The organism is Gordonia humi, from assembly GCF_014197435.1.
Lineage (GTDB): Bacteria > Actinomycetota > Actinomycetes > Mycobacteriales > Mycobacteriaceae > Gordonia > Gordonia humi.
This window is the reverse complement of record NZ_JACIFP010000001.1, coordinates 2,426,341-2,448,280: the sequence shown is the minus strand read 5'-3', so window position 1 is coordinate 2,448,280 and position 21,940 is coordinate 2,426,341. Positions and strand designations below refer to the sequence as shown.

At 69.7% G+C, this 21,940-nt stretch carries 20 protein-coding genes and 1 riboswitch; of the genes, 10 read left to right on the top strand and 10 right to left on the bottom strand.

What is annotated here, in order from left to right:
- Positions 1-22: 22 nt before the first annotated feature.
- Positions 23-250, bottom strand: coding sequence for a CbtB domain-containing protein (locus BKA16_RS11170; RefSeq protein ID WP_183370726.1), 228 nt, complete (start codon positions 248-250; stop codon positions 23-25).
- A gap of 38 nt (positions 251-288) precedes the next feature.
- A riboswitch (cobalamin riboswitch) is annotated at positions 289-400 on the bottom strand.
- Positions 401-489: 89 nt separating this feature from the next.
- Here BKA16_RS11170 and BKA16_RS11165 point away from each other — a divergent pair.
- From BKA16_RS11165 to BKA16_RS11155, 3 genes are read left to right on the top strand one after another with little or no spacing between them, the layout of a single operon-like run.
- Complete coding sequence (locus BKA16_RS11165) at positions 490-5,055, top strand: ATP-dependent helicase (protein ID WP_183373016.1); 4,566 nt, start codon at positions 490-492, stop codon at positions 5,053-5,055.
- Positions 5,055-5,828, top strand: coding sequence for an Fpg/Nei family DNA glycosylase (locus tag BKA16_RS11160; RefSeq protein WP_183370724.1), 774 nt, complete (start codon positions 5,055-5,057; stop codon positions 5,826-5,828). The genes BKA16_RS11165 and BKA16_RS11160 overlap by 1 nt, the downstream gene beginning before the upstream one ends.
- Before the next feature lie 40 nt (positions 5,829-5,868).
- Complete coding sequence (locus BKA16_RS11155) at positions 5,869-6,297, top strand: pyridoxamine 5'-phosphate oxidase family protein (protein ID WP_183370723.1); 429 nt, start codon at positions 5,869-5,871, stop codon at positions 6,295-6,297.
- Here BKA16_RS11155 and BKA16_RS11150 read toward each other — a convergent pair.
- Together BKA16_RS11150 and BKA16_RS11145 are read right to left on the bottom strand one after the other, a co-directional pair.
- Complete coding sequence (locus BKA16_RS11150; protein ID WP_183370721.1) at positions 6,260-7,084, bottom strand: enoyl-CoA hydratase-related protein; 825 nt, start codon at positions 7,082-7,084, stop codon at positions 6,260-6,262. The two genes, BKA16_RS11155 and BKA16_RS11150, sit on opposite strands and share 38 nt — an antisense overlap.
- A 135-nt stretch (positions 7,085-7,219) precedes the next feature.
- Positions 7,220-8,962: a glycerol-3-phosphate dehydrogenase/oxidase gene (locus BKA16_RS11145; protein WP_183370719.1), complete on the bottom strand. Its 1,743-nt coding sequence runs from the start codon at positions 8,960-8,962 to the stop codon at positions 7,220-7,222.
- Positions 8,963-9,028: 66 nt separating this feature from the next.
- Between BKA16_RS11145 and glpK the strand changes: the two genes are divergently transcribed.
- From glpK to BKA16_RS11130, 3 genes are all read left to right on the top strand, one after another.
- The gene (gene glpK / locus BKA16_RS11140) at positions 9,029-10,537 is read left to right on the top strand and encodes a glycerol kinase GlpK (protein WP_183370717.1); all 1,509 of its coding nucleotides are present in this window, start codon (positions 9,029-9,031) and stop codon (positions 10,535-10,537) included.
- Between the two features lie 126 nt (positions 10,538-10,663).
- Positions 10,664-11,005, top strand: coding sequence for an ArsR/SmtB family transcription factor (locus BKA16_RS11135; RefSeq protein WP_183370716.1), 342 nt, complete (start codon positions 10,664-10,666; stop codon positions 11,003-11,005).
- 30 nt (positions 11,006-11,035) lie between these two features.
- Positions 11,036-11,521 (top strand): SRPBCC family protein, encoded by a 486-nt coding sequence (locus tag BKA16_RS11130; protein ID WP_183370714.1) that lies wholly within the window; start codon positions 11,036-11,038, stop codon positions 11,519-11,521.
- A 1-nt stretch (position 11,522) separates the two neighbouring features.
- On the opposite strand, the gene BKA16_RS11125 is transcribed toward BKA16_RS11130, so the two are convergent.
- From BKA16_RS11125 to BKA16_RS11115, 3 genes are read right to left on the bottom strand one after another with little or no spacing between them, the layout of a single operon-like run.
- A complete protein-coding gene (locus tag BKA16_RS11125; protein ID WP_343067375.1) occupies positions 11,523-12,164 on the bottom strand; it encodes an ArsR/SmtB family transcription factor in 642 nt (213 codons plus the stop codon).
- Positions 12,161-13,567 carry an MFS transporter gene (locus tag BKA16_RS11120; RefSeq protein WP_183370711.1) on the bottom strand — a complete coding sequence of 469 codons (1,407 nt, stop codon included), beginning with the start codon at positions 13,565-13,567 and terminating at the stop codon, positions 12,161-12,163. Before BKA16_RS11120 ends, BKA16_RS11125 begins: the two co-directional genes overlap by 4 nt.
- A gap of 47 nt (positions 13,568-13,614) precedes the next feature.
- Complete coding sequence (locus BKA16_RS11115) at positions 13,615-15,018, bottom strand: NAD(P)H-quinone dehydrogenase (RefSeq protein ID WP_183370710.1); 1,404 nt, start codon at positions 15,016-15,018, stop codon at positions 13,615-13,617.
- A gap of 99 nt (positions 15,019-15,117) precedes the next feature.
- On the opposite strand from BKA16_RS11115, the gene BKA16_RS11110 reads away from it, so the two are divergent.
- Entirely contained in the window at positions 15,118-15,606 is a 489-nt protein-coding gene (locus BKA16_RS11110; protein ID WP_183370708.1) for a gamma-glutamylcyclotransferase, read from the top strand.
- A 198-nt stretch (positions 15,607-15,804) separates the two neighbouring features.
- On the opposite strand, the gene BKA16_RS11105 is transcribed toward BKA16_RS11110, so the two are convergent.
- Complete coding sequence (locus tag BKA16_RS11105) at positions 15,805-16,968, bottom strand: amidohydrolase (RefSeq protein ID WP_183370706.1); 1,164 nt, start codon at positions 16,966-16,968, stop codon at positions 15,805-15,807.
- Positions 16,968-17,663 (bottom strand): enoyl-CoA hydratase/isomerase family protein, encoded by a 696-nt coding sequence (locus tag BKA16_RS11100; protein ID WP_183370704.1) that lies wholly within the window; start codon positions 17,661-17,663, stop codon positions 16,968-16,970. Before BKA16_RS11100 ends, BKA16_RS11105 begins: the two co-directional genes overlap by 1 nt.
- Positions 17,664-17,692: 29 nt before the next feature.
- On the opposite strand from BKA16_RS11100, the gene BKA16_RS11095 reads away from it, so the two are divergent.
- The 3 genes from BKA16_RS11095 to BKA16_RS11085 are packed head-to-tail and all read left to right on the top strand — an operon-like array spanning position 17,693 to position 20,648.
- Positions 17,693-18,499 (top strand): purine-nucleoside phosphorylase, encoded by an 807-nt coding sequence (locus BKA16_RS11095; RefSeq protein WP_183370702.1) that lies wholly within the window; start codon positions 17,693-17,695, stop codon positions 18,497-18,499.
- Complete coding sequence (locus BKA16_RS11090; protein ID WP_183370701.1) at positions 18,499-20,049, top strand: phospho-sugar mutase; 1,551 nt, start codon at positions 18,499-18,501, stop codon at positions 20,047-20,049. Before BKA16_RS11095 ends, BKA16_RS11090 begins: the two co-directional genes overlap by 1 nt.
- Positions 20,046-20,648 (top strand): hypothetical protein, encoded by a 603-nt coding sequence (locus tag BKA16_RS11085; RefSeq protein WP_183370700.1) that lies wholly within the window; start codon positions 20,046-20,048, stop codon positions 20,646-20,648. Before BKA16_RS11090 ends, BKA16_RS11085 begins: the two co-directional genes overlap by 4 nt.
- Here the strand turns inward: BKA16_RS11085 and BKA16_RS11080 are convergent.
- Complete coding sequence (locus BKA16_RS11080) at positions 20,630-21,289, bottom strand: YoaK family protein (protein WP_183370699.1); 660 nt, start codon at positions 21,287-21,289, stop codon at positions 20,630-20,632. The two genes, BKA16_RS11085 and BKA16_RS11080, sit on opposite strands and share 19 nt — an antisense overlap.
- The gene (gene upp, locus BKA16_RS11075; protein ID WP_183370698.1) at positions 21,290-21,940 is read right to left on the bottom strand and encodes a uracil phosphoribosyltransferase; all 651 of its coding nucleotides are present in this window, start codon (positions 21,938-21,940) and stop codon (positions 21,290-21,292) included.

The window sequence follows — 21,940 nt, the reverse complement described above, 5'->3', positions numbered from 1 at the left end:
GTTTTCCTCCGGGAGCTTCCGTCTAGTGGCAGGGGAAGCCGAGGAAGTGGCGCGAGTCGTGGATGAACTCGTGAATGTGCGTGTCGTTGCCGAAGATCGACACCGCGCCCTGGTCATAACCGAGGAAGTAGTAGGCCAGTGCGGCCAGCAGAACGGTGGCCGTCAGCGTCAACGCGACGCTCGCGGCGGAGATGTCGGGCAGCGCGAGCGAGCGCGTCGCACCCTCGGCTGTTGCAGTCGAAGCCGTCATGGCGGTTCTTCCTGTCCTCCGGATCGTGCGTCCGGTTCGTGAAACATGTACACCCGGGCAATGACCTGACTCGTCCGTTGCGGGACTCACAGTGGCGCGACCGTCTCGGACTCTCACCGAATTCTCAGCACCGGGATGAGAGAACCATACTCCTGCCCGGTGTCGCCCTCGACACAGATCGTGTCGGACCGATGCGATTCAATGGTCGTGTGGCCCGAACCGTCCCCGCACTGGACCGGATGCAGCCAGCCACCCGGCGCTGGTTCACCGGAGCCTTCGCGCGCCCGACACCGGTGCAGTCCGGCGCGTGGGACTCGATCGCGAACGGGGACGACACCCTCGTCATCGCCCCCACGGGATCGGGTAAGACGCTCGCCGCGTTCCTCTGGGCCATCGACACGCTGGCGCACGACCGACGACCCGATCGCGCGGGAGTCAGCGTCCTCTACATCTCGCCGTTGAAGGCGCTCGGAGTCGACGTGGAACGCAATCTCGCCGCGCCCCTGACCGGCATCGCGCATGCGGCCGCCGAGCTCGGCGATCCGCCGCCCCGGGTGAGTGTCGGCGTACGCTCCGGCGACACTCCCGCCGCCGATCGCCGCGCGCTGCAGCGCAATCCGCCCGACATCCTGATCACGACCCCCGAATCGCTGTATCTGATGCTGACCTCGTCGGCCCGCGAGGGCCTGACCGGAGTGCACACGGTGATCGTCGACGAGGTGCACGCCGTCGCCGCGACCAAACGCGGAACCCATCTGGCGCTCTCCCTGGAGCGGCTCGACGAGCTGCTCGAGCGGCGCGCCCAACGCATCGGACTGTCGGCGACGGTCCGCCCCGAGGAGCGAGTAGCCCGGTTCCTGTCCGGCTCGGCGCCGTGCACCGTCGTCAAGCCGCGTGCGGCGAAGACCTTCGACCTGCGCGTCGATGTGCCGGTCGACGACATGGCGAACATCCCGGCTCCACCGTCGCCGGCCGGCGCCGACGATCTCGACGACGCCTTCTCCCCCACCGCGGGGTCGCTGTGGCCGTTCATCGAGGAGTCGATCGTCGACGAGATCGAGCAGAACCGGTCGAGCATCGTGTTCGTGAACTCCCGGCGCCTGGCCGAACGCCTGACGGCGCGGCTCAACGAGATCGCGCAGGCGCGGGCGGGGGCCGCGAGCGAGGTCACGGCGAATCCCTCGGTACCCGGCGGGATGCCGTCGTACGTGTCCGGTTCGGGCACCTCGTCGGGTGCTGCGTCGGTCCTGGCCCGCGCTCATCACGGCTCGGTGAGCAAGGACCAGCGCGCCTCGATCGAGGACGACCTCAAATCCGGTCGGCTGCGCTGTGTGGTGGCCACCAGTTCGCTCGAGCTCGGCATCGACATGGGCGCGGTCGATCTGGTGATCCAGGTGGAGTCGCCGCCGTCGGTGGCCTCCGGCCTGCAACGCATCGGCCGCGCCGGTCACCGGGTCGGCGAGATCAGCCGCGGGATCCTCTACCCCAAGCACCGGACCGACCTCATTCACACCACCGTGACCGTCGACCGGATGCGGCGCGGCGAGATCGAGTCCCTCGCCGTCCCGACCAACCCGCTCGACATCCTCGCGCAGCAGACCATCGCCGAGACGGCGGCACACGATCTGGACGTCGACGCCTGGTACGCCACCGTCACCCGCGCCATGCCGTATCGAGAACTGACCCGTGACGTCTACGACGGCGTGCTCGATCTGATCTCCGGCCGTTACCCGTCGGACGAGTTCGCCGAGCTGCGCCCACGCGTGGACTACGACCGCGCCGCACGCACCCTCACCGCGCGGCGCGGCACCCTCCGCCTGGCCGTGACCTCCGGCGGCACCATCCCCGACCGCGGGCTGTTCGGGGTGTTCCTGACCGGTTCCTCCGACGACGGCCAGCTCCGCCGGGTCGGCGAACTCGACGAGGAGATGGTCTACGAGTCGCGTGTGGGCGACGTGTTCGCGCTCGGTGCGTCGAGCTGGCGGATCGAGGAGATCACCCACGATCGGGTGCTGGTGAGTCCGGCGTTCGGGATGCCGGGGCGGCTCCCGTTCTGGATCGGCGACTCGCAGGGCCGCCCCGCCGAGCTCGGCGCCGCGATCGGCGAGTTCGTCGGGGCCGTCGGCGACGAGGACGAACTCGCCGCGCGGGCGACGAGACTGGGACTGAGCGAGCGCGCCCGCGGCAACCTGTCGTCGCTGCTCGCCGAACAGCGCGAGGCCACCGGTGTGGTCCCGACCGACCGGACCCTCGTCGTCGAACGGTTCCGCGACGAGCTCGGCGACTGGCGGCTGGTGCTGCATTCGCCGTACGGACTGCGTGTGCACGCACCGTGGGCGTCGGCGATCGCCGCACAGCTGTCGGCTCGGCTCGGCCTCGACGGGGCGACCACCGCCACCGATGACGGGATCATCGTCCGCCTTCCCGACACCGACGACGCCGCGCCCGGGGCCGAGGTGTTCGTCGTCGATCCCGATCATGTGGAGCACGAGGTGACGCGCGCCCTCGCCGACTCCTCGATGTTCGCCTCGAGATTCCGAGAATGCGCGGCCCGTGCGCTCCTGCTTCCGCGTCGCGACCCCGGCAAGCGCGCTCCCCTGTGGCAGCAGCGCCAGCGCAGCGCGCAACTGCTCGCCGTGGCCTCGCAGTACCCCGACTTCCCGATCATTCTGGAGACGGTCCGCGAGTGCCTCGCCGACGTCTACGACCTGCCCGCGCTGGTCGATCTGCTGACTCGTATCCGGTCCCGGAAGGTTCGCGTGACCGAGGTCGAGACCGCTTCGCCGTCGCCGTTCGCCGCGGCCATGCTCTTCGGCTACGTCGGCGCGTTCATGTACGACGACGACGCGCCGCTCGCCGAGCGGCGCGCCACCGCGCTCTCCCTCGACACCGCACTGCTCGCCCAACTCCTCGGCCGCGTCGACCTGCGCGAGCTGCTCGATCCGACGGTGATCGACGACGTGGTCGCACGACTGCAGCGGCTCGCCCCCGAACGGCGGGCCCGCGACGCCGAGGACGTCGGCGACCTGCTGCGCTGGCTCGGTCCGCTGACCGTCGACGAGGTGATCGCACGCTCGCGTGAGGAACTCGACCCCGCGTCGGCGCTGGGCGAACTGGTCCGTTCCGGGCGGGTCATCGAGATCCGGCATCGCGGACGCGAACTGTTCGCCGCCGTCGAGGACGCTGCCCGGCTCCGCGACGGACTCGGGGTACCGCTGCCGCTCGGCGTGCCCGCCGACTTCCTGACCGCCGTCGCCGATCCGGTCGGCGACCTGGTCCACCGGTTCGCCCGCACACACGGTCCGTTCACGGTCGACGAGGCCGCGCAGACCCTCGGAATGGCACCGGCGGTCGTGACCTCGACACTGGCGACCCTCGCCGGTCGGCACACGGTCCTCGAAGGCGAGTTCGTCCCGCACGAGGGTCCGCGCCAGAGCCAATGGTGCCACTCCGAAGTCCTCGGCCAACTGCGTCGAGGCTCGCTCGCCGCCGGACGGGCCGAGGTCGAACCCGTTCCCACCCGGGTCTTCTCGCGCTTCCTGCTCGAGCGCCAGCATGTGGCGCCGTCGTCCCGCCTGCGCGGGGTGGCCGGTGTCGCCGAGGTGATCGAACAACTCGCCGGCCATCCCGTCCCCGCCTCCGCGTGGGACACCCTCGTCCTGCCGACCCGGGTCGCCGACTACGCGCCCGCGATGCTCGACGAACTCCTCTCCTCCGGAGAGGTCTGCTGGTCGGGGCACGGTGCCATCGGCGGATCGGACGGCTGGATCGCACTGCACCTGACCGACGACGCGCCGCTCACCCTGCGCCCGGTCGACGAGCTCGAGACCTCGTCACTGCACGAGGCGATTCTCGCCGCGCTCGACGGCGGACACGCCCTGCGGGCGGGAGACCTCCGCGACCTGGCCTCCGACGACGCGACGCTCCAGTCGGCGCTGTGGGAGCTGGTCTGGTCCGGGCGAGTCACCAACGACTCGTTCTCCGTGGTGCGCGCCGCATTGAATCCGACCCGTTCCCGCTCGTCGTCGCGTCCCGCGCACGCCTCGCGCGGACGAGCCCCACGGTTGCGGACCGCCCGATTGTCCTCGCGGTACCTCGCGGGGGTGGACGCCGCCTCGCACGTCCCACCGCTGCTCGGCGGCCGCTGGTCGCTCCTGACCCGACCCGCCGTCGATGCGACGGCGCGGGCGGCCGCGACCTGCGAGATCCTCCTCGACCGGTTCGGCGTCGTCACCAAGGGCGCGGTGACGGTCAGTGAGATCGACGGCGGCTTCTCGCGGATGTACAAGGCGCTCACGGTGTTCGAGGACAGCGGTCAGGTTCGCCGCGGCTACTACATCGAGGGGCTGGGCGGCGCGCAGTTCGCGGCCGGACACACTGTCGACCGGCTGCGCGACGAGGTCGACGTGCCGCGCGATCGACGCTTCGAGGCGGTCCTGATCGCCTCCACCGATCCGGCGAACCCGTACGGCGCGGCGCTCGACTGGCCCTCGCGTGAGGACTCCGGGCATCGGCCGGGACGCAAGGCGGGCGCCGTCGTCGTACTCGTCGCCGGCGAACTCATCGCGTTCATCGAACGCGGCGGCAAGACGGTGCTGACCTTCACCGACGACGCCGACTCGCTGGCGTCCGCGGCGGGCGAGGTGGTGGCCGCGGTGCGCGCCGGACGCGTCCCGCGCATCCACATCGACCAGGTGGACGGGCAGCCGGTGCTCACGACGGACTTCGGCCTCGCACTGCGCGAGGCGGGCTTCTCCTCCACCCCGCGCGGTCTGCGGATGAACTACAACGCCGGGATGGCCTGATGCCCGAGGGCGACACGGTCTTCGCCGCCGCGCATCGGCTGCGCACCGCACTGCTGGGACGGACGCTCACCCGCACCGACTTCCGAGTGCCTCGCTATGCGACCGTCGACCTCGTCGGCGGCGAGGTGACCGACGTCCGTTCCGTGGGCAAGCACCTGTTCATCGACGTGTCCGGGTCGAACGGTTCCAGGGTCAGCATCCACTCGCATCTGAAGATGGAGGGCGTCTGGCACATCGGCCCGGCCGGCGCGCGGTGGCGCAGACCGGGACATGCGGCCCGGGTGGTCCTCCGCGCGGGCGAGGTCGAGGCGATCGGTTTCGATCTCGGCGTGCTGGAGGTGCTCGCCGATCCCGCGACCGCCGTCGCGCACCTGGGGCCGGACCTCCTCGGCGCCGGCTGGGACCCAGGCCTGGCGGCGGCGAACCTGGCCGCGCATTCGGCCTCCCCTATCGGGACGACCCTGCTGGACCAGCGGAACCTCGCCGGGATCGGCAACATCTACCGCAGCGAGCTGTGCTTTCTCACCCGTGTCAGACCGACCGTCCGCACCGGCGACGTCGACCTTCCCGGCATCGTCGACCTCGCCCGACGACTGCTGTGGGACAACCGATTGCGTACCGTCCGGTCGACCACCGGCGTGACCGCGCGGGGACGCGAACTCTGGGTGTACGGCCGGGACCGTCGCCCCTGCCGACGGTGCGGCACCGCGGTGATCCGCGAGTCTCTCGCCGAGCGTGCCACCTACTTGTGCCCCGCGTGCCAGAAGCCGTAATGCCCTATCGGTCGCCTGCCGATGGCGGGACGATGGACGCATGACGACCCACAACGACGCAGTGACCGAGATGTCCGACGAGCAGGCCTGGGAGCTCTTGAGCGGCACCGTGTTCGGACGGCTCGCGGTCAGCGTCGACGACATGCCCGAGATCTTCCCGTTGAACGTCCACGTGGACGGCCGGACGATTCTGCTGCGCACCGCCGAAGGGACCAAGCTCTCCTCGCTCGCCGTGAACGAGCGCGTCTGCTTCGAAACCGACGCGTTCACCAGCCGGGTCGGCTGGAGCGTGATCGCCAAGGGCGCCGCCCACATTCTGACCGGAACCGACGAGATCCAGGAGGCCGACCGCGCTCCCCTGCGCCCGTGGATACCGACGCTCAAGACCGTCTACGTGCGCATCGCCGTCGACGAGATCAGCGGCCGCAGGTTCAGGATCGGGCCGGAGCCGGAACGGGTCGTGAACTGATCGAATCCGACGCGTCGTCGTCCCCGAGGAATCGCCGTACCGACGACATGAATTCCGCCGATCCGTACGCGTGGAATACGAGGTCCGTGGTGTCGGCGAGTCGACGAAGCCGTTGTCGACGCATCGTCTCGCGGACCGAGACGATCGTGACGGCGGAGACTCCCGTGATATCCGCGAATATCTGATTCACCCGCTGCGACGATCCGGGCTCGGCGACGATCTCTGTGACGAATCCCGATTCCGCCGCGTCTATCACGGAATATCGATGTGCGCGGACGACGAGGGACATCAGAGTCGACTCCCCCAATTTGTCGGCGAGCAGGGCCAGCGGATAGGCAGACAGCGTATTGCCGAGGGTCCGAGCAATGGGCAATGCGAAATACGCGTCGTCGGTCGCCACTCTGATGTCGCATGCCGCCGCGATCACCAGTCCCGCTCCGGCGCAAGCGCCTTCGACCAGCGCCACGGTCGGAACCGAGACCGATTCCACCCGTCCGACGAGCTCGACGAATCGCATATCGTATTCGACGCCGTCGCGACCGTCGACGAACCGCGCGAACTCCGTGATGTCCGATCCCGACGAGAACGTGCCGCCCGCGCCCCGAACGACCAGCATTCGAACCGCCGGATCGGCGTCGATCTCATCGCACCGCGTATGAATGTCGGCGATCATTCCCGGGGTGATCGCATTCAGCTTCCCGATGTTCTCGAGAGTCAATGTCGCCACACCCGTGTCGCGATCGACGGACAAGTGAACACATCCCTGACCTTCGACGGTATCGAGCATCGATCCTCCTCATAGTCCGTATCGCGCTGTATCGATCGTAAAGTCGTCGATAACGGAGGGAAAGACTTCCCAAATGAGAATTGTTGCGGATCTTTCGAGGTGGTCCAGCGGACGATGCGAACGGTCGGGCGAGTTCTACTCCGGCACCGGAACCGGTTCGAGGATCTCCTTGCGGGCCTCCGGAGCCGCCGCCCGCAACGCATCGGCGGACGCGTCGTCGGGCTGCCGCTGTGAGGCGATCTCGGCTTCGACGCGGGCGGTGTAGGTCGTGACCTCGTCGCCGGTCGTCGCCTCGTCCCAGCCGAGGATCGGAGCCATCAGCTCGGCCACCTCACGGGCGCAGTCGACGCCGCGATGGCTGTACTCGATGGCGATGCGAGTGCGTCGGGCCAGGACGTCCTCCAGGTGCAGCGCGCCTTCGGCGGCGACGGCGTACACGATCTCGGCACGCAGATACTGCGGCGCCGCCTCCAGCGGACGGAGCAGCGAGCGGTCCTCATCGGCGTAGAGCAGCACGTCGTCGAACAGCGAGCCGTACCGGTTGAGCAGACGCCGCACCCGGTACGGATGCAGACCGTGGCGTTCACCGAGGTGCTCGCACTGGTTGATCAGCGCGAAGTATCCGTCGGCGCCGACGAGCGGCACCCGCTCGGTGATCGACGAGGCCACCCGCGACGGCAGATAGTCGGTGCAGGCGTCCACCGCGTCGGCGCCCATCACCCGGTAGGTCGTGTACTTGCCGCCCGCGATCGACACCAGCCCGGGCGCGACGACGGCCACCGCGTGCTCGCGGGAGAGCGTCGACGTGCCCTCGTCCTCGCCCGCCAGGAGCGGACGCAGGCCGGCGTAGACGCCCTCGATGTCGTCGTGCGTCAGCTTGGTGACCAGTTCGGTGTTGACGCGGTCGAGGATGTAGTCGATGTCCTTGCGCGTGGCCGCCGGATGCGCGAGGTCGAGGTTCCAGTCGGTGTCGGTGGTGCCGATGATCCAATGCGTCTCCCACGGGATCACGAACAGGACCGACGTCGCCGTGCGCAGGATGATCGCCGTCTCGGACACGATCCGGTCGCGCGGCACCACGATGTGCACGCCCTTGGACGCACGGACGGTGAAGTGCCCGCGCTGTTTCGACAGCGCCTGCACCTCGTCGGTCCACACGCCCGCCGCATTGATCACGCAGTGGGCGGCGATCTCGGTGGTCTCGCCGGTCTCGCTGTCGCGGACCTTCACGCCCTTGATCCGGTCGGCCTCGGTGAGGAAGCCGACGGCCTGGGTCGAGGTGCGGATCACCGCTCCGTAGTTCGACGCCGTGCGCGCCAGGGTCAGTGAATGGCGGGCGTCGTCGACGACGGTGTCGTAGTAGCGGATGCCGCCGACGAGCGCGCTGCGCTTGAGGCCCGGGGCCACCCGCAATGCACCCGAACGGGTCACGTGGCGCTGCCCCGGAACCGACTTCGCGCCGCCCATCCGGTCGTACAGGAACAGTCCGGCGGCCATGTACGGGCGCTCCCAGAAACGGTGGGTGATCGGGGCCAGGAACGGCAGCGGCTTCACCAGGTGCGGTGCGAGCAGACGGAGTGACAGTTCGCGTTCGCGCAGCGCCTCGCGGACCAGACCGAACTCGAACTGTTCGAGGTAGCGGAGGCCGCCGTGGAACATCTTCGACGACCGACTCGAGGTGCCCGACGCGATGTCCCGCGCCTCGATGAGTGCGACGCGCAGACCCCGGGTCGCCGCATCGAGCGCCGCGCCGACGCCCACCACGCCGCCACCGATCACGACGATGTCGAACTGCTCGCTGCCGAGACGTCGCCACGCCTCGTCCCGGTACGCCGGGGAAAGGTCGGCGGGGCGGTCCGGATTGAACTCGGTCTCCATGCGCGCAAGGCTACCGGAGGGTAGGCGGACATCCGGGACGAGCCTGTGACGTGACACACTGTGGCCGTGAGTTCTCGCGGTAAGTATGTCGTCGCAATCGATCAGGGCACCACGTCCACGCGCGCCATGGTGTTCGACAGGGCCGGCCGGGTGGTCGCGTCCGAGCAGCTCGAACACGAGCAGATCTTCCCGCGCGCGGGCTGGGTCGAGCACGATCCCGTGGAGATCTGGCGCAACACCCGGCGGGTGGCGGCCGCCGCGATGGCGGCGGTCGAACTGCTCCCGGGCGATGTCGTGGCCTGCGGCATCACCAATCAGCGCGAGACCACCGTCGTCTGGGACCGGGCGACCGGCGAGCCGGTCTACAACGCGATCGTCTGGCAGGACACCAGAACCGACGCCCTGTGCCGGGAGTTGGGCGGCGACGTCGGACCCGACCGCTACCGGCAGCAGACCGGACTGCCGCTCGCCGCCTACTTCGCCGGACCCAAGGTGCGCTGGATCCTCGACAACGTCGACGGTGCCCGCGAGCGCGCCGAACGCGGCGACCTCGCGTTCGGGACGATGGACTCGTGGCTGGCCTGGCACATGACCGGCGGCGTCGACGGAGGACTGCACGTCACCGATGTCACCAACGCCTCCCGCACGATGCTGATGAATCTGCACACCCTCGACTGGGACGAGCAGATCTGCGCCGAGATGGGCGTCCCCGTCTCGATGCTGCCGCAGATCCGCAGCAGTTCCGAGGTGATCGCTCCCCTGCGCTCGGCGGGCGCCCTACCCGGTGTGCCGCTCGCGGGCATCCTCGGCGACCAGCAGGCGGCGATGTTCGGACAGGCCTGCCTCGACCCCGGCGAGGCCAAGAACACCTACGGCACCGGCAACTTCCTGCTTCTCAACACCGGTACCGAACCCGTCTACTCCGAACACGGTCTGCTCACGACGGTCTGCTACCGCATCGGCGACGACCCTGCCCGCTACGCGTTGGAGGGGTCTATCGCGGTGACCGGCTCACTGGTCCAGTGGCTGCGCGACAACCTCGGAATCATCTCCAGCGCAGCCGAAGTCGAACAGTTGGCGCGCGCCGCCGACGACAACGGCGGCGTCTACTTCGTTCCGGCCTTCTCCGGGCTGTTCGCGCCCCGCTGGCGATCGGACGCCCGCGGCGTCATCGTCGGACTGACCCGGTTCGCCAATCGCAACCACATCGCCCGCGCCGTCCTGGAGGCCAGCGCCTACCAGACCCGCGAGGTGATCGAGGCGATGGAGGCCGACTCCGGCGTCGCGCTCAGCACCCTGAAAGTCGACGGCGGGATGGTCGTGAACGAACTGCTCATGCAGTTCCAGTCCGACATCCTGTCGGTCCCCGTCGTCCGACCGGTCGTCAACGAGACCACCGCGCTAGGCGCCGCGTACGCCGCGGGACTGGCCGTCGGCTATTGGGAGTCCACCGACGACATCCGCGCGAACTGGGCGCAGGGCGGCCGCTGGGAGCCGTCGATGGCCGACGATCGGCGCGCCGCCTTGTATCGGGGATGGAACCAGGCGGTGGAGCACAGCTTCGGTCTGGCGTAGACGCTCACCGAGCGGCCGCGCGCACGTCGAAGGAGCGCGGCGGCCGACGCACGCGCATCGTGTCTGCACCCCACCGCATGATGGGCACACCCTTGACATACAACTAATCGGTTGTATGTTTAGTGCATGGCCGAGATCGACGAGGACCGGGCGGACGCCCTGTTCCACGCACTCGCCGATCGGACGCGCCGGGACATCCTGCGACGCGTCCTCGCCGGTGAGCACTCGGTCAGCGCGTTGGCGGAGAAGTACGACATGAGCTTCGCCGCGGTACAGAAGCACGTCGCCGTCCTGGAGAAGGCCGGACTGATCGTCAAACGACGAGACGGACGCCAGCAGATGGCGTCAGGCGATGTGGAAGCTGTGCGTTCGGTGTCGTCGATGCTCGACGAGATCGAACAGATCTGGCGCGGTCGCATCGCGCGGATCGACGACATACTCGCCGCGGAAGTCACCGACAATCCCTGAACCGCATCGAATCCCATCAAGGAGCTCATCATGCCCGTGATCGACGTCACCACCGACACCGACAACCTCACCCTGACGATCACCGCCGAGTTCGCCGCCCCGGTCGAACGTGTCTGGCAGATCTACGCCGACCCGCGCCAGGTCGAGAAGATCTGGGGTCCGCCGACCTTCCCCGCCACGTTCGTCGAGCACGACTTCCGTGTCGGCGGCCGCGCCACGTACTACATGACCTCGCCCGAGGGTGAGAAGTTCGGCGGCTGGTGGAAGTTCACGCACATCGACGCGCCGACGTTCCTCGCGTTCGACGACGGCTTCGCCGACGCCGACCTCGATCCGGTCGACGACATGCCGGTCGGTCTCAACGAGTACACGTTCACCGCGATCGATTCCGGCACGCGCGCGGCGTACGTGTCCAAGTACGCCACTGCCGAGGCACTGCAGAAGGTCCTCGACATGGGCGCCATCGAAGGGGCGTCCGGCGCGATCAACCAGATCGACGGATTCCTCGCCGCCTGAATCAGGTCTCGAGCGGATGCCCGGACCGGACCCACGCGGTGACTCCCCCGTCGACGCGACGCGCGGCGCGACCCGAGGCGGTCAGCACACCGACGGCGTCGGCTGAGGCCACACAGTACGGCCCCGCACAGTACGCGACGACATCGCCCGACGCCGGTACCTCGGCGATCCGATCGTGCAGCTGCGCGACCGGAATCGATATCGCCCCGGCGATGTGCCCGCGCGCGAAGTCGTCCGCCGACCGCACGTCCACCAGCACGACGTCGTCCAGTCGCCGCGCGAGTTCGTCGACCCCGACCGGTTCCAGCGCGGACCGCTCAGCGTCGAGGGCGGCGAGCTGATCGCGCAGATCGGCCAGCGACACACGCGCGTACTCGCTGAACGCACCGAGAAACGTCGAGGTCGCGGGGCCGGCGATCCGATAGTGGATGCGCACACCGTCGCGGCGGGCGATCACCAACTGCGCCGCGCGCAGCTGCTGCAGCTGCGCGGACGTGTTCTTGACCGGGATCCCGGTGGCCTCGGCGAGCTCGTCGACGGTGTGCTCCCCCGTCTCCAGACGATCGAGGATCCGCAGTCGCAGCGGATTCGACAGCGCCTTTCCGATCCGCGCCAGCTGCGAGTACACGTCGCCCGATGTCACAACACGGCCCGTTCCGCAGTCTCGGCGTTCCGCCATCCCCGGGCCGCGGCGAACTCACGAAAGGCGATCAGCACCCCGAGCAGCGCGATGATCACGAACCCGAAGGTCAGCACGCGCGCCGAGCCCACGGTGCTCGGACCGCCGAGCGCCACCAACACGCCGGCCAACGCCGAACCGAAGGCGTTCGCGATCAGTTGGCTGGTGTTGAGTCCGGCCGAGGCCTGGGCGGCCTCGGCGTCGTCGGTGCTCACCCGCATGCCCGCGGTGAACCAGTGCGAGATCGCCATGCCGATGCCGGTTCCGGCGACCAGCAGGGTCAGATACCAGCCCGCGATCACCCAGCCCGACGGATCGTCCACCTGCAGCAGGCCGTAGGCCGCGAGTCCCGCGGCCAGGATCAGCGGCCCGGCCACTCGCACCGCGCGGCGCATCCGATCGGTCTCGGCACCGCTGCTCGACAACGTTCCCACGGTCCAGCCCCACGAGATCGCGGCGCCGAGCAGACCGGCCGCGAGCGGTCCGAGACCGCCGAGCCGCTGCCCGAACAGCGGAATGAACATCTCGATCGTCGAGACCACCGCGAGGACGACGATCGCGAGGTAGATCCACCGGAGCGGCGACCGTCCGCGGTAGGTCATCTCGGGCAGGACGCGCGACGACGCGATCCGCTCCCACAGCACGAATGCGCCGCCGATCGCCACCGCGACCACCAGGAGGACGATCGTCGCCGTCCCGTCCACGATCGATGCGATCGACACCGCCGCGGCCGCCGCGGTCAGCAGGAACAGCGACGCCCACGGAATCGGATCGGCGGCCCCCGCCGCGCCCGCCCCCGCGGGCAGAGCCCGGAACGTCAGCGCCACCAGACCGGCGGCGATCACCGCGAGCAGAGCGAACGCGCCGCGCCAGATGCCGAACTGCGCGAACAGGCCGCCCACGATCGGGCCGACCACGTTGCCGACACCCCACATGGCCGACATCAGTGCGATCGCGCGTTGCCACAGGTTCGCCGGCAACACGGTCCGGACGACGGCGAAGCCCAGTCCCACGAGCACGCCGCCGGCGAAACCCTGTACGGCGCGACCGACCAGCATCACGATCATCGTCGGGGCCACGCCCGCGATCACCGTGCCGAGCGCGAAGCCCGTGAAACTCACCGCGTACGCCCAGCGCGCGCCGAACCGAGCGAGCGTGCGGCTCACCAGCATCGACGAGATCACGGACGCGACGAGGAACACCGTCATCGTCCACGAATAGAGCTCTTCGCCACCGATGTCGGCCACCGCGTTCGGCAGCAGCGACGTGGTCAGATAGACGTTGATCGCATAGAGCGCGACGCCGCCCGCCAGCACGATCACCGACGAGCGGTGCTCACGCGCCGCAAGATCACCCCAGGAAGCCATATTCCAAAGAATATTAGAATAACCCCGCTCCGGGCAACTCGCGGAGATCAGTCCAGGTCGTCGTGCCGCACGAGCTGGCGCGCGGCCTCGGCGATCGATCCGGACAGCGACGGGTACACGGAGAACGTGTTGGCCACCTCGGACACCTGCAGCTTGTTCTCCACGGCCAGCGCGATCGGCAGGATCAGCTCCGACGCGTTCGGCGCGACGACGACGCCGCCGATCACCACACCGGTCGCCGGGCGGCAGAAGATCTTCACGAAGCCTCGTCGCAGACCGCTCATCTTGGCGCGCGGATTCGTCTTGAGCGGCAGCATCACGGTGCGCGCCGGGTACTCGCCCGCATCGATCGCCTTCTGCGAGACGCCGACGTTCGCGATCTCCGGCCGGGTGAAGATGGCCGACGCGACGGTCTTGAGCCGCAGCGGACTCACGCCCTCGCCGAGCGAGTGGTACATCGCGATCCGCCCCTGCATGGCCGCGACCGACGCCAGCGGAAGGAGTCCGGTGCAGTCGCCCGCGGCGTAGACGCCCGGCACCGAGGTGCGGCTGACCCGGTCGACGGTGACGTAGCCGTTGCGATCGGTCGCGACTCCGGCGTCGTCGAGGCCGAGTCCGTCGGTGTTCGGCACCGATCCGACCGTCATCAGCACATGTGAGCCGGTCACCGTCGTACCGTCGGCCAGATGCACGGTCGCCGAGGTCTCGTCACGTGTCACCCGGTCGGCGCGCGCATGTTTGATCAGCGTCACACCTCGTTCGGAGAACGCGTCCTCCAGGACGAGGGCGGCGTCCTCGTCCTCGTGGGGCAGCACGCGGTCGCGGCTGGACACGAGGGTCACCTGGACGCCCAGTTCGGTGTAGGCGTGCGCGAACTCGGCGCCGGTGACGCCCGAGCCGACGATGATGAGGTGCTCGGGCAGCACCTCGAGGTCGTAGAGCTGGCGCCAGTTCAGGATGCGCTCGCCGTCGGGCACGGCGGTCGGGAGCACGCGGGGCGACGCACCGGTCGAGATCAGGACGACGTCTCCTTCGAACTCCTGCTCGCTGCCGTCGGTCAGCGTCGCGACCACGGTGTGCGCGCCGACGCCCGGCTGGGTCTGCGCGAGTCGCGCGCGGCCCGCGACGATCTTGACGCCCTCGGTGGTCAGCCGCGCGCGGATGTCGGCCGACTGCGCGAACGCGAGATCCTTGACCCGCTGGTGGATGCGCGGAAGGTCGATGTGCGAGGCGTCGACCTGTACCTGCACGCCGAGGTCGCGCGCGCGACGGACGTCGGTGCGGATACCGGTCGAGGCGATGAAGGTCTTCGACGGCACGCAGTCCCACAGCACACAGGCACCGCCCGGTCCGTCCGAATCGATCATCGTGATGTCGGCACCGTAGGCCGCCCCCGCGAGGGCCGCTTCGTACCCGGCCGGACCTCCGCCGATGATGACGATTCTGGACACAGTGGCACTCTCCTGTTACTGACGAGTTCGGGGGCTGACCATACAAACTTAGCCGGGTCACGGTTCCGCCGCATCGCGTGAGCGCATAGGCTTGGTCGCGTGCCGATCTACGCCGCCTACGCTTCGAACATGGATCCCGCGCAGATGTTGCAGCGGGCACCGCACTCCCCCATGTCGTCCACGGGGTGGCTGAACGGATGGCGGTTGACCTTCGCCGGCGACGACATCGGCTGGGAGGGTTCGCTCGCGACGGTCACCGAGGATCGCGACGACCCGTCCGCCTGCGTCTTCGTGGTGCTGTACGACGTGCCGCCCGAGGACGAGAAGAACCTCGATCAGTGGGAGGGCACCGATCTCGGCGTGCATCGCAAGGTCCGCGCACGGGTCGACACCGCCGACGGCCCGGTCCTCGCCTGGCTGTACGTCATCGACGGCTATGAGGGCGGTCTGCCGTCGGCTCGCTATCTGGGCGTGATGGCAGACGCCGCCGAGGTGGCGGGCGCACCGGCCGACTACGTCGAACGCCTGCGCCTGCACGAGGCCCGCAACGTGGGACCGGGCCCGGACGCCCCGCTCGACGACGACTGATCGGGCGGGCAGATCCGTCGTCGGCTGGCGACGCCGAACCCGCAGATCACTCCCCAGGTGTGGATCGACGGCGTACGAGTGCGACCGACTCCGCGATCTCACCGCGAACGCCCCCGGGCCATCGGGTGCTGCGACCGACCTGCAGGCAGGTCCTCTACCAGTGGGAGCAGGGTCCGGACCGCTGGGCCGTCGACGGTGTCAGGAATCGAGGACCACTCCGGCGAGTGTGGCGATGCCGGTGTTCAGCGCCCGCTCGTCGATGTCGAAGTTGGGCTGGTGGAGATCGCACATCGGCCCCTCGCCGCTCCACACGCCCAACCGCGCCATCGCGCCCGGGACGCGCTCGAGGTACCAGGCGAAGTCCTCGCCGCCCGCCGACTGCGGGGTGTCGACCTCCGAGCCCGGGCCGAGGGCCTCGACGCTGCGGCGCAGCATCGCGATGGAGTCGGCGTCGTTGACCACCGGCGGCACACCGCGAAAGTAGGTGATGTCGGCCGAGACACCGAGCGGTGCGGCGATCTCGCCGATCACGCTGCGCACCAACGGTTCCAGCTGCTGCCACGTCTCATGGTCGCCGGTGCGGACGGTGCCGCGCATGCGTCCCTCCTGCGGGATGGCGTTCGGTGCGTCACCGGAGTGGATGGCTCCCCAGGTCGCGACGGTCCCCGACCGCGGGTCGATCCGACGGGACAGGATGCCGGGCAGCCCGGTGACGATCGCACCCATCGCATACACGAGGTCACTGGTCAGATGCGGTCGCGAGCTGTGCCCGCCCGGACCGTGCAGGTGCACTTCGACGCGGTCGGCCGCCGACGTCAGCGGCCCCACGCGCAGGCCGACGGTGCCTGCCCGCAGATGGGGCTCGCAGTGCAGCGCGAAGATCCGATTCAGGCCGTCGGTGACGCCCGCGTCGATCGCGTCCAGGGCGCCGCCGGGCATGACCTCTTCGGCCGCCTGGAACAGCAGGCGCACACCGACCGGCAGCCCCTGGTCCCGATCGATCTCGGCGAGCATCGTCCCGACCCCGAGCAGGATCGCCGAATGCGCGTCGTGGCCGCACGAGTGAGAGACGCCCTCGTTGCGCGAGGCGAACGGCAGCCCCGTCTGCTCGGGCACCGGGAGTCCGTCGAGGTCGGCCCGCAGACCGATCCGCGGCTTGTCGGTCGGCCCGAGATCGCACACCACGCCGGTGCCCTTCGGCAGCACCTGCGGCGACAGCCCCGCCTCGGTGAGGATGCGAACGACGGTCGCCGTCGTCTTGGTCTCCGCCTTCGACAGTTCGGGGAACGCGTGCAGTTCCCGTCGCCAGCCGATGACGCGATCGGTGTTCGCCTCGAGCCACTCGGCGATGACGGGCAGCATCAGAGAAGTGTGACCGGAGTCGGCGTGTTCAAGTCCTCCAGCAGGGGCAGACGCAGTCCGCGCTTGATCGCGGCCTGGTTGTCGCCGACCAGCGACGCACGTTCACGAGCCACGTCGCGGGCCCGCTCGAGCAGCGCGTCGGCGGCCACGGCCTCGTCGACGATGCCCGCGGCCACCGCGTCGGCGCCGCCGTAACGACGGGAGGTGAGCATGGCCTCCGTCGCAGAGGCGTCGGGCATGCGGGTGCGCACGAGTGCGGCCATGCCACGGGTGAACGGCATGTTCAGTGCGGCCTCGGGCAGCGAGAAGAACCCGCGGTCCGAGCGCATGACGCGGTGGTCCGCACACAGTGCGAGCATCGCGCCCGCACCGAACGCGTGACCGTTGACGGCGACGATCACCGGCGCCGGAACGGTCAGCACCTTCGCGTACAGCTGGTGCACCGAGTCGAGGTAGGCGGGCAGCGCCCCGGCGTTGGCGAACACGTAGTCGGTGTCGAGTCCGTTGGAGAAGAACTTGCCGGTCGCCGAGACGATGAGCGGCTTCCGGGCGGCGATCGCCTCGTCGATCAGCCCGGTGACCTGTTCGAGCCACGCCTGCTGAAAGCGATTCTCCGGATTGGCCTCGTCCAGTTCGACGCCTTCGGTGCCCAGGTAGAGCTCGGCTGCGTCGTCGGTCAGCTTCAAGTACGGCATAGCTGAAAAGCTTATCTTAGGGTGGACCCATGGATCCGACCGTCGACCCCGATGCCGCCGCACGCGCCGCCGCCGCGACCATTGCCGCCGAAACCGCCTGTCCCAGCCACGATGTCGCCGTCGTCCTCGGATCGGGGTGGGCACCGGCGGCGGCCGCGATCGGAGCGCCGACCGCCGAACTCGCGATGGCCGGAATTCCCGGCTTCGCCCCGCCGTCGGCGCAGGGCCACGCGGGCACCGTGCAGTCGATCCGCATCGGCGACGCCCGCGTCCTGGTGTTGCTCGGCCGCATCCACGCCTACGAGGGGCACGATCTGGCACGCGTCGTCCATCCGATCCGCACGGCGGCCGCGGCGGGTGCGCGCACCGTCGTGGTGACGAACGCGGCCGGCGGCATCCGGCCGGGCATGAGTGTCGGACAGCCGGTGCTCATCAGCGATCAGATCAATCTCACCGGTCGTTCGCCGCTGCGCGGGGCGCACTTCGTGAACATGGTCGACGCGTACTCCCCCGCGCTGCGGCGAGCCGCGCGCCGCGTCGATCCGACGCTCGACGACGGCGTGTACGCCGGTCTGCCCGGACCGCAGTACGAGACTCCGGCCGAGATCAGGATGCTGGGTGTGATCGGGGCCGACCTGGTCGGCATGTCGACTGTCCACGAGACGATCGCCGCGCGCGCCGCCGGACTGGACGTCCTCGGGTTGTCGCTGGTCACCAACCTCGCCGCGGGCATCACCGGTGAAGCGCTCGACCACGCGGAGGTGCTGGCCGTCGGCCGCGAATCCGCTACCCGCATGGGCCGGCTGCTGGCCGCGGTGATCGGCGAGATCGCCTGATGCTCGCCTTCGGCACCGCCGGACTGCGCGGACCGGTCCGCGAGGGCCCGGACGGCATGAACGTCGCCACGGTGACCCGCGCGACGGCGGGTCTGGCCGCTTGGCTCGGTGCACACGGGTACGCGGGCGGGACCGTCGTCGTCGGGCGGGACGCGCGCCACGGCTCCGACGACTTCGCCGCGGCCACGCGCGAAGTGCTCGCCGCCGCGGGTTTCGATGTCGTCGCCCTGCCCGATCCCGGACCGACGCCGCTCGTGGCGTTCGCCTGTCGCGCCCTCGACGCGGTCGCCGGAGTCATGGTGACGGCCTCGCACAATCCGGCCGGCGACAACGGCTACAAGGTCTATCTGGCCGGCGGAGCACAGCTCATCGGTCCGGCCGACCGGGAGATCGAGGCCGCGATCTCCGCCGCCGCCGACGACGTCGCCCGCACGCCGGTGGGCTCCGACGCCCGCGCCCGCCGCATCCGCGACGACTACCTCGACCGGATCGCCGTACGGTTCCCCGAGACCGACGGGGCACCCGTTCGCATCGCGGTGACCGCCATGCACGGCGTCGGCGGCCCCCTCGTCGTGGACGCGTTGCACCGCACCGGCTTTCCCGACGTGCACCCCGTGCCGCGGCAGCAGGAGGCCGACCCCGACTTCCCCACCGTCGCCTTTCCGAACCCGGAGGAGCCCGGGGCCACCGATCTGCTGCTCGCCACCGCGCGCCGCGTGAACGCCGACCTCGCGATAGCCCTCGACCCCGACGCCGACCGGTGCGCGATCGGCATCCGCGACGGCGACGATTGGCGGATGCTGACCGGCGACGAGACCGGCGCGCTTCTCGGCGAGGCGATCCTGACCGACGCACCCGCCGATCCGCCGCCCGTCGTAGCGAGCTCGATCGTCTCCGGCACTCTCATGCACGACGACGCCCGCGCGCGCGGCGCCGACGCCCGGCGCACCCTCACCGGCTTCAAATGGCTGGTCCGCGCGGGCGAACCCCTCGTCTACGCCTACGAGGAGGCCCTCGGGCACTGTGTGGACCCGGACGCCGTCCGCGACAAGGACGGGATCAGCGCCGCCGTGGCGTGCGCGCTGATCGCCCGGTCGTGGGCCGGGCGCGGCGGCATCGGCGCCGCACTCGACGCACTCGCCCGACGGCGCGGTGTCTACGTCACCGCTCAGCGATCGCTCCGATTCGACGATCCGGCGCGCATCACCGCGTTCCTGACCGCGCTGCGGCAGTCCCCGCCCGGCGAGGTCGCCGGATTCCCGGTCACCGTCGCCGACTACGCGGACCGCCACGATGCGCTCGCGACCGACGGAATCGAGCTGACGGGGTCTCGACCGCACTCGACCGGCGAACAGGGCTCGACCGACGGAGAGGAGGCTCTCCGCATCTTCGTCCGGTCGAGCGGCACCGAGCCGAAACTCAAGATCTACGGTCAGCTGACCCGACCGTGGGCAGGCGCTAGCCTGGGGCTACAGCGCGAACAGTCGTCGGGGGACCTCGCACACGCACTGGAACAGATCGCGACGTACCCCATGGAGGACCACCGATGACCTATCCGATGCCGCCGCAACCACCGCGGCGTTCCCCGCTGGGCTCACCGGCCGTGATCGTCGCGATCGTCGCCGGCGTGCTGGTCCTGATCGGCGGAACCGTCGGGGCGATCGTCTACGCGAACTCGAACTCGAACGACACGACCGACGTCGCCGCGTCGACCTCTCCGTCGGAGACCTCGTCACCCGGTTCGACGGTCACCGTCACCGAGACGCCGTCGCAGACCGCCGACCGGCCGACGACGACGCAGGCGCCGCCGACCACCTCGCATTCGTCGCCGGACGTGTCGGGTGCGAACTGGCAGGGCTTCATCGATTCGGCCGCGTCGTGCAACGGCGACGACGCCGCCGTGTTCGTCGGTTACACCGACCGCTCCCAGGTCGTGATCTGTCAGGTGGGATCGCAGACCGGCCGCTATTACTACAAGGGGGCGGCCGACGGCGGATCCATCGAGATCGGTTACCCGGTGCGCAGCGGCGGCACGTTCACCGCCGAGAACGACGGCACCACCTACCAGGTGAGCACGTCGACGCTCGTCATCACCGAACCCGACGGCACCCCGCATGTCGAGTCGATGATTCAGGCCTGGGTGAGCTGAGCCGGTTGCGCGCGCCGCGACCACCACGTCGCGGCCGTCGTGATCACCAGTACCGCGAACACCGCCCACAACGACGCGATCTGCCACGCCGAGTACGCCCAGGCGCCGAGCAACGACCCGGCGGCCAGTGCCGCCCACAGACTCAGATAGCGGACCCACACCCACCGCGGACCGCCCATCAACGCCATGCCGAACCTCTGCGCCGCCTTGACCAGGGTGCCGGTCATGTACGTGACGCCGATGGACACCTCTCCGTCGCGCAGGAACGTCGAATTCAGAACTCCCATCGCGACAGCGACCCCCAACACCGCGGGGAACGGCAACGCGTCGATGAGCGTTCCGACGGCCGACACCCCCACCAGGGCCGTCGACGCCGCCATGACGGTGACTCGCCCGTCGCCGATGTGCGCGATCATCGAACCGATCACCGCGCCGACGAAGAACAGACCGACCAGGCCGACCGCATGCCAGGCCACAGCCCAGCCGACTTCGACGGTCTCGGCCGACATCCGCGTGGTGTTGCCGCTCATGAACGAGACGAAGTAGCCGCCGAGATCGAGGAAGCCGATCGCGTCGAGCCCGCCCGCGACCGCGGAGAGGATCACCGCGAGGAGCCACTCGCGGCGCCGGACGTTCTGCATCTATCGCGGCCCGTACTGTCGGTCGCCCGCATCACCGAGGCCGGGCACGATGAAGTTCCGTTCGTTGAGCCGGTCGTCGACGGCGCCGATCACCAGGCGCACCCGGTGATCGCTGTCGCGCAGTGCCGCAATGCCTTCCGGCGCGCCGACGACGCACACCGCGGTCATCCCGGTGGCCCCGCGAGCGGCGAGCAGGTCGAGGGTGTGCAGCAGCGACCCGCCCGTCGCCAGCATCGGATCGAGAACGTACACCGGCTGCCCGGACAGATCCTCCGGCAGCGAGGCGAGGTACTCGACCGGCTGTGCGGTCTCCTCGTCGCGGGCGACGCCGACGAAGCCGATCCGTGCGTCGGGCAGGACCGCCAACGCCGCGTCGAGCATGCCGAGCCCGGCGCGCAGCACCGGGACGAACAGCGGTGGCGTCCGAACGCGCACGCCCGGAGCGACGCCGACCGGCGTCTGCACGTCGACCTCGTCGACCGGCGCGTCGGCGAACGCCTCGTAGACGAGCATCCGGCTCAGGCGGGCGAGCGCGCTGCGGAACGCCGTGTTGTCGGTGACCTCATCGCGCAGGACGGTCAGCCAGGCTCGCGCCAACGGGTGGTCGACGACGTGGATGTCGAGGGCGTCGCCGGAACTGGACGAGGTCAT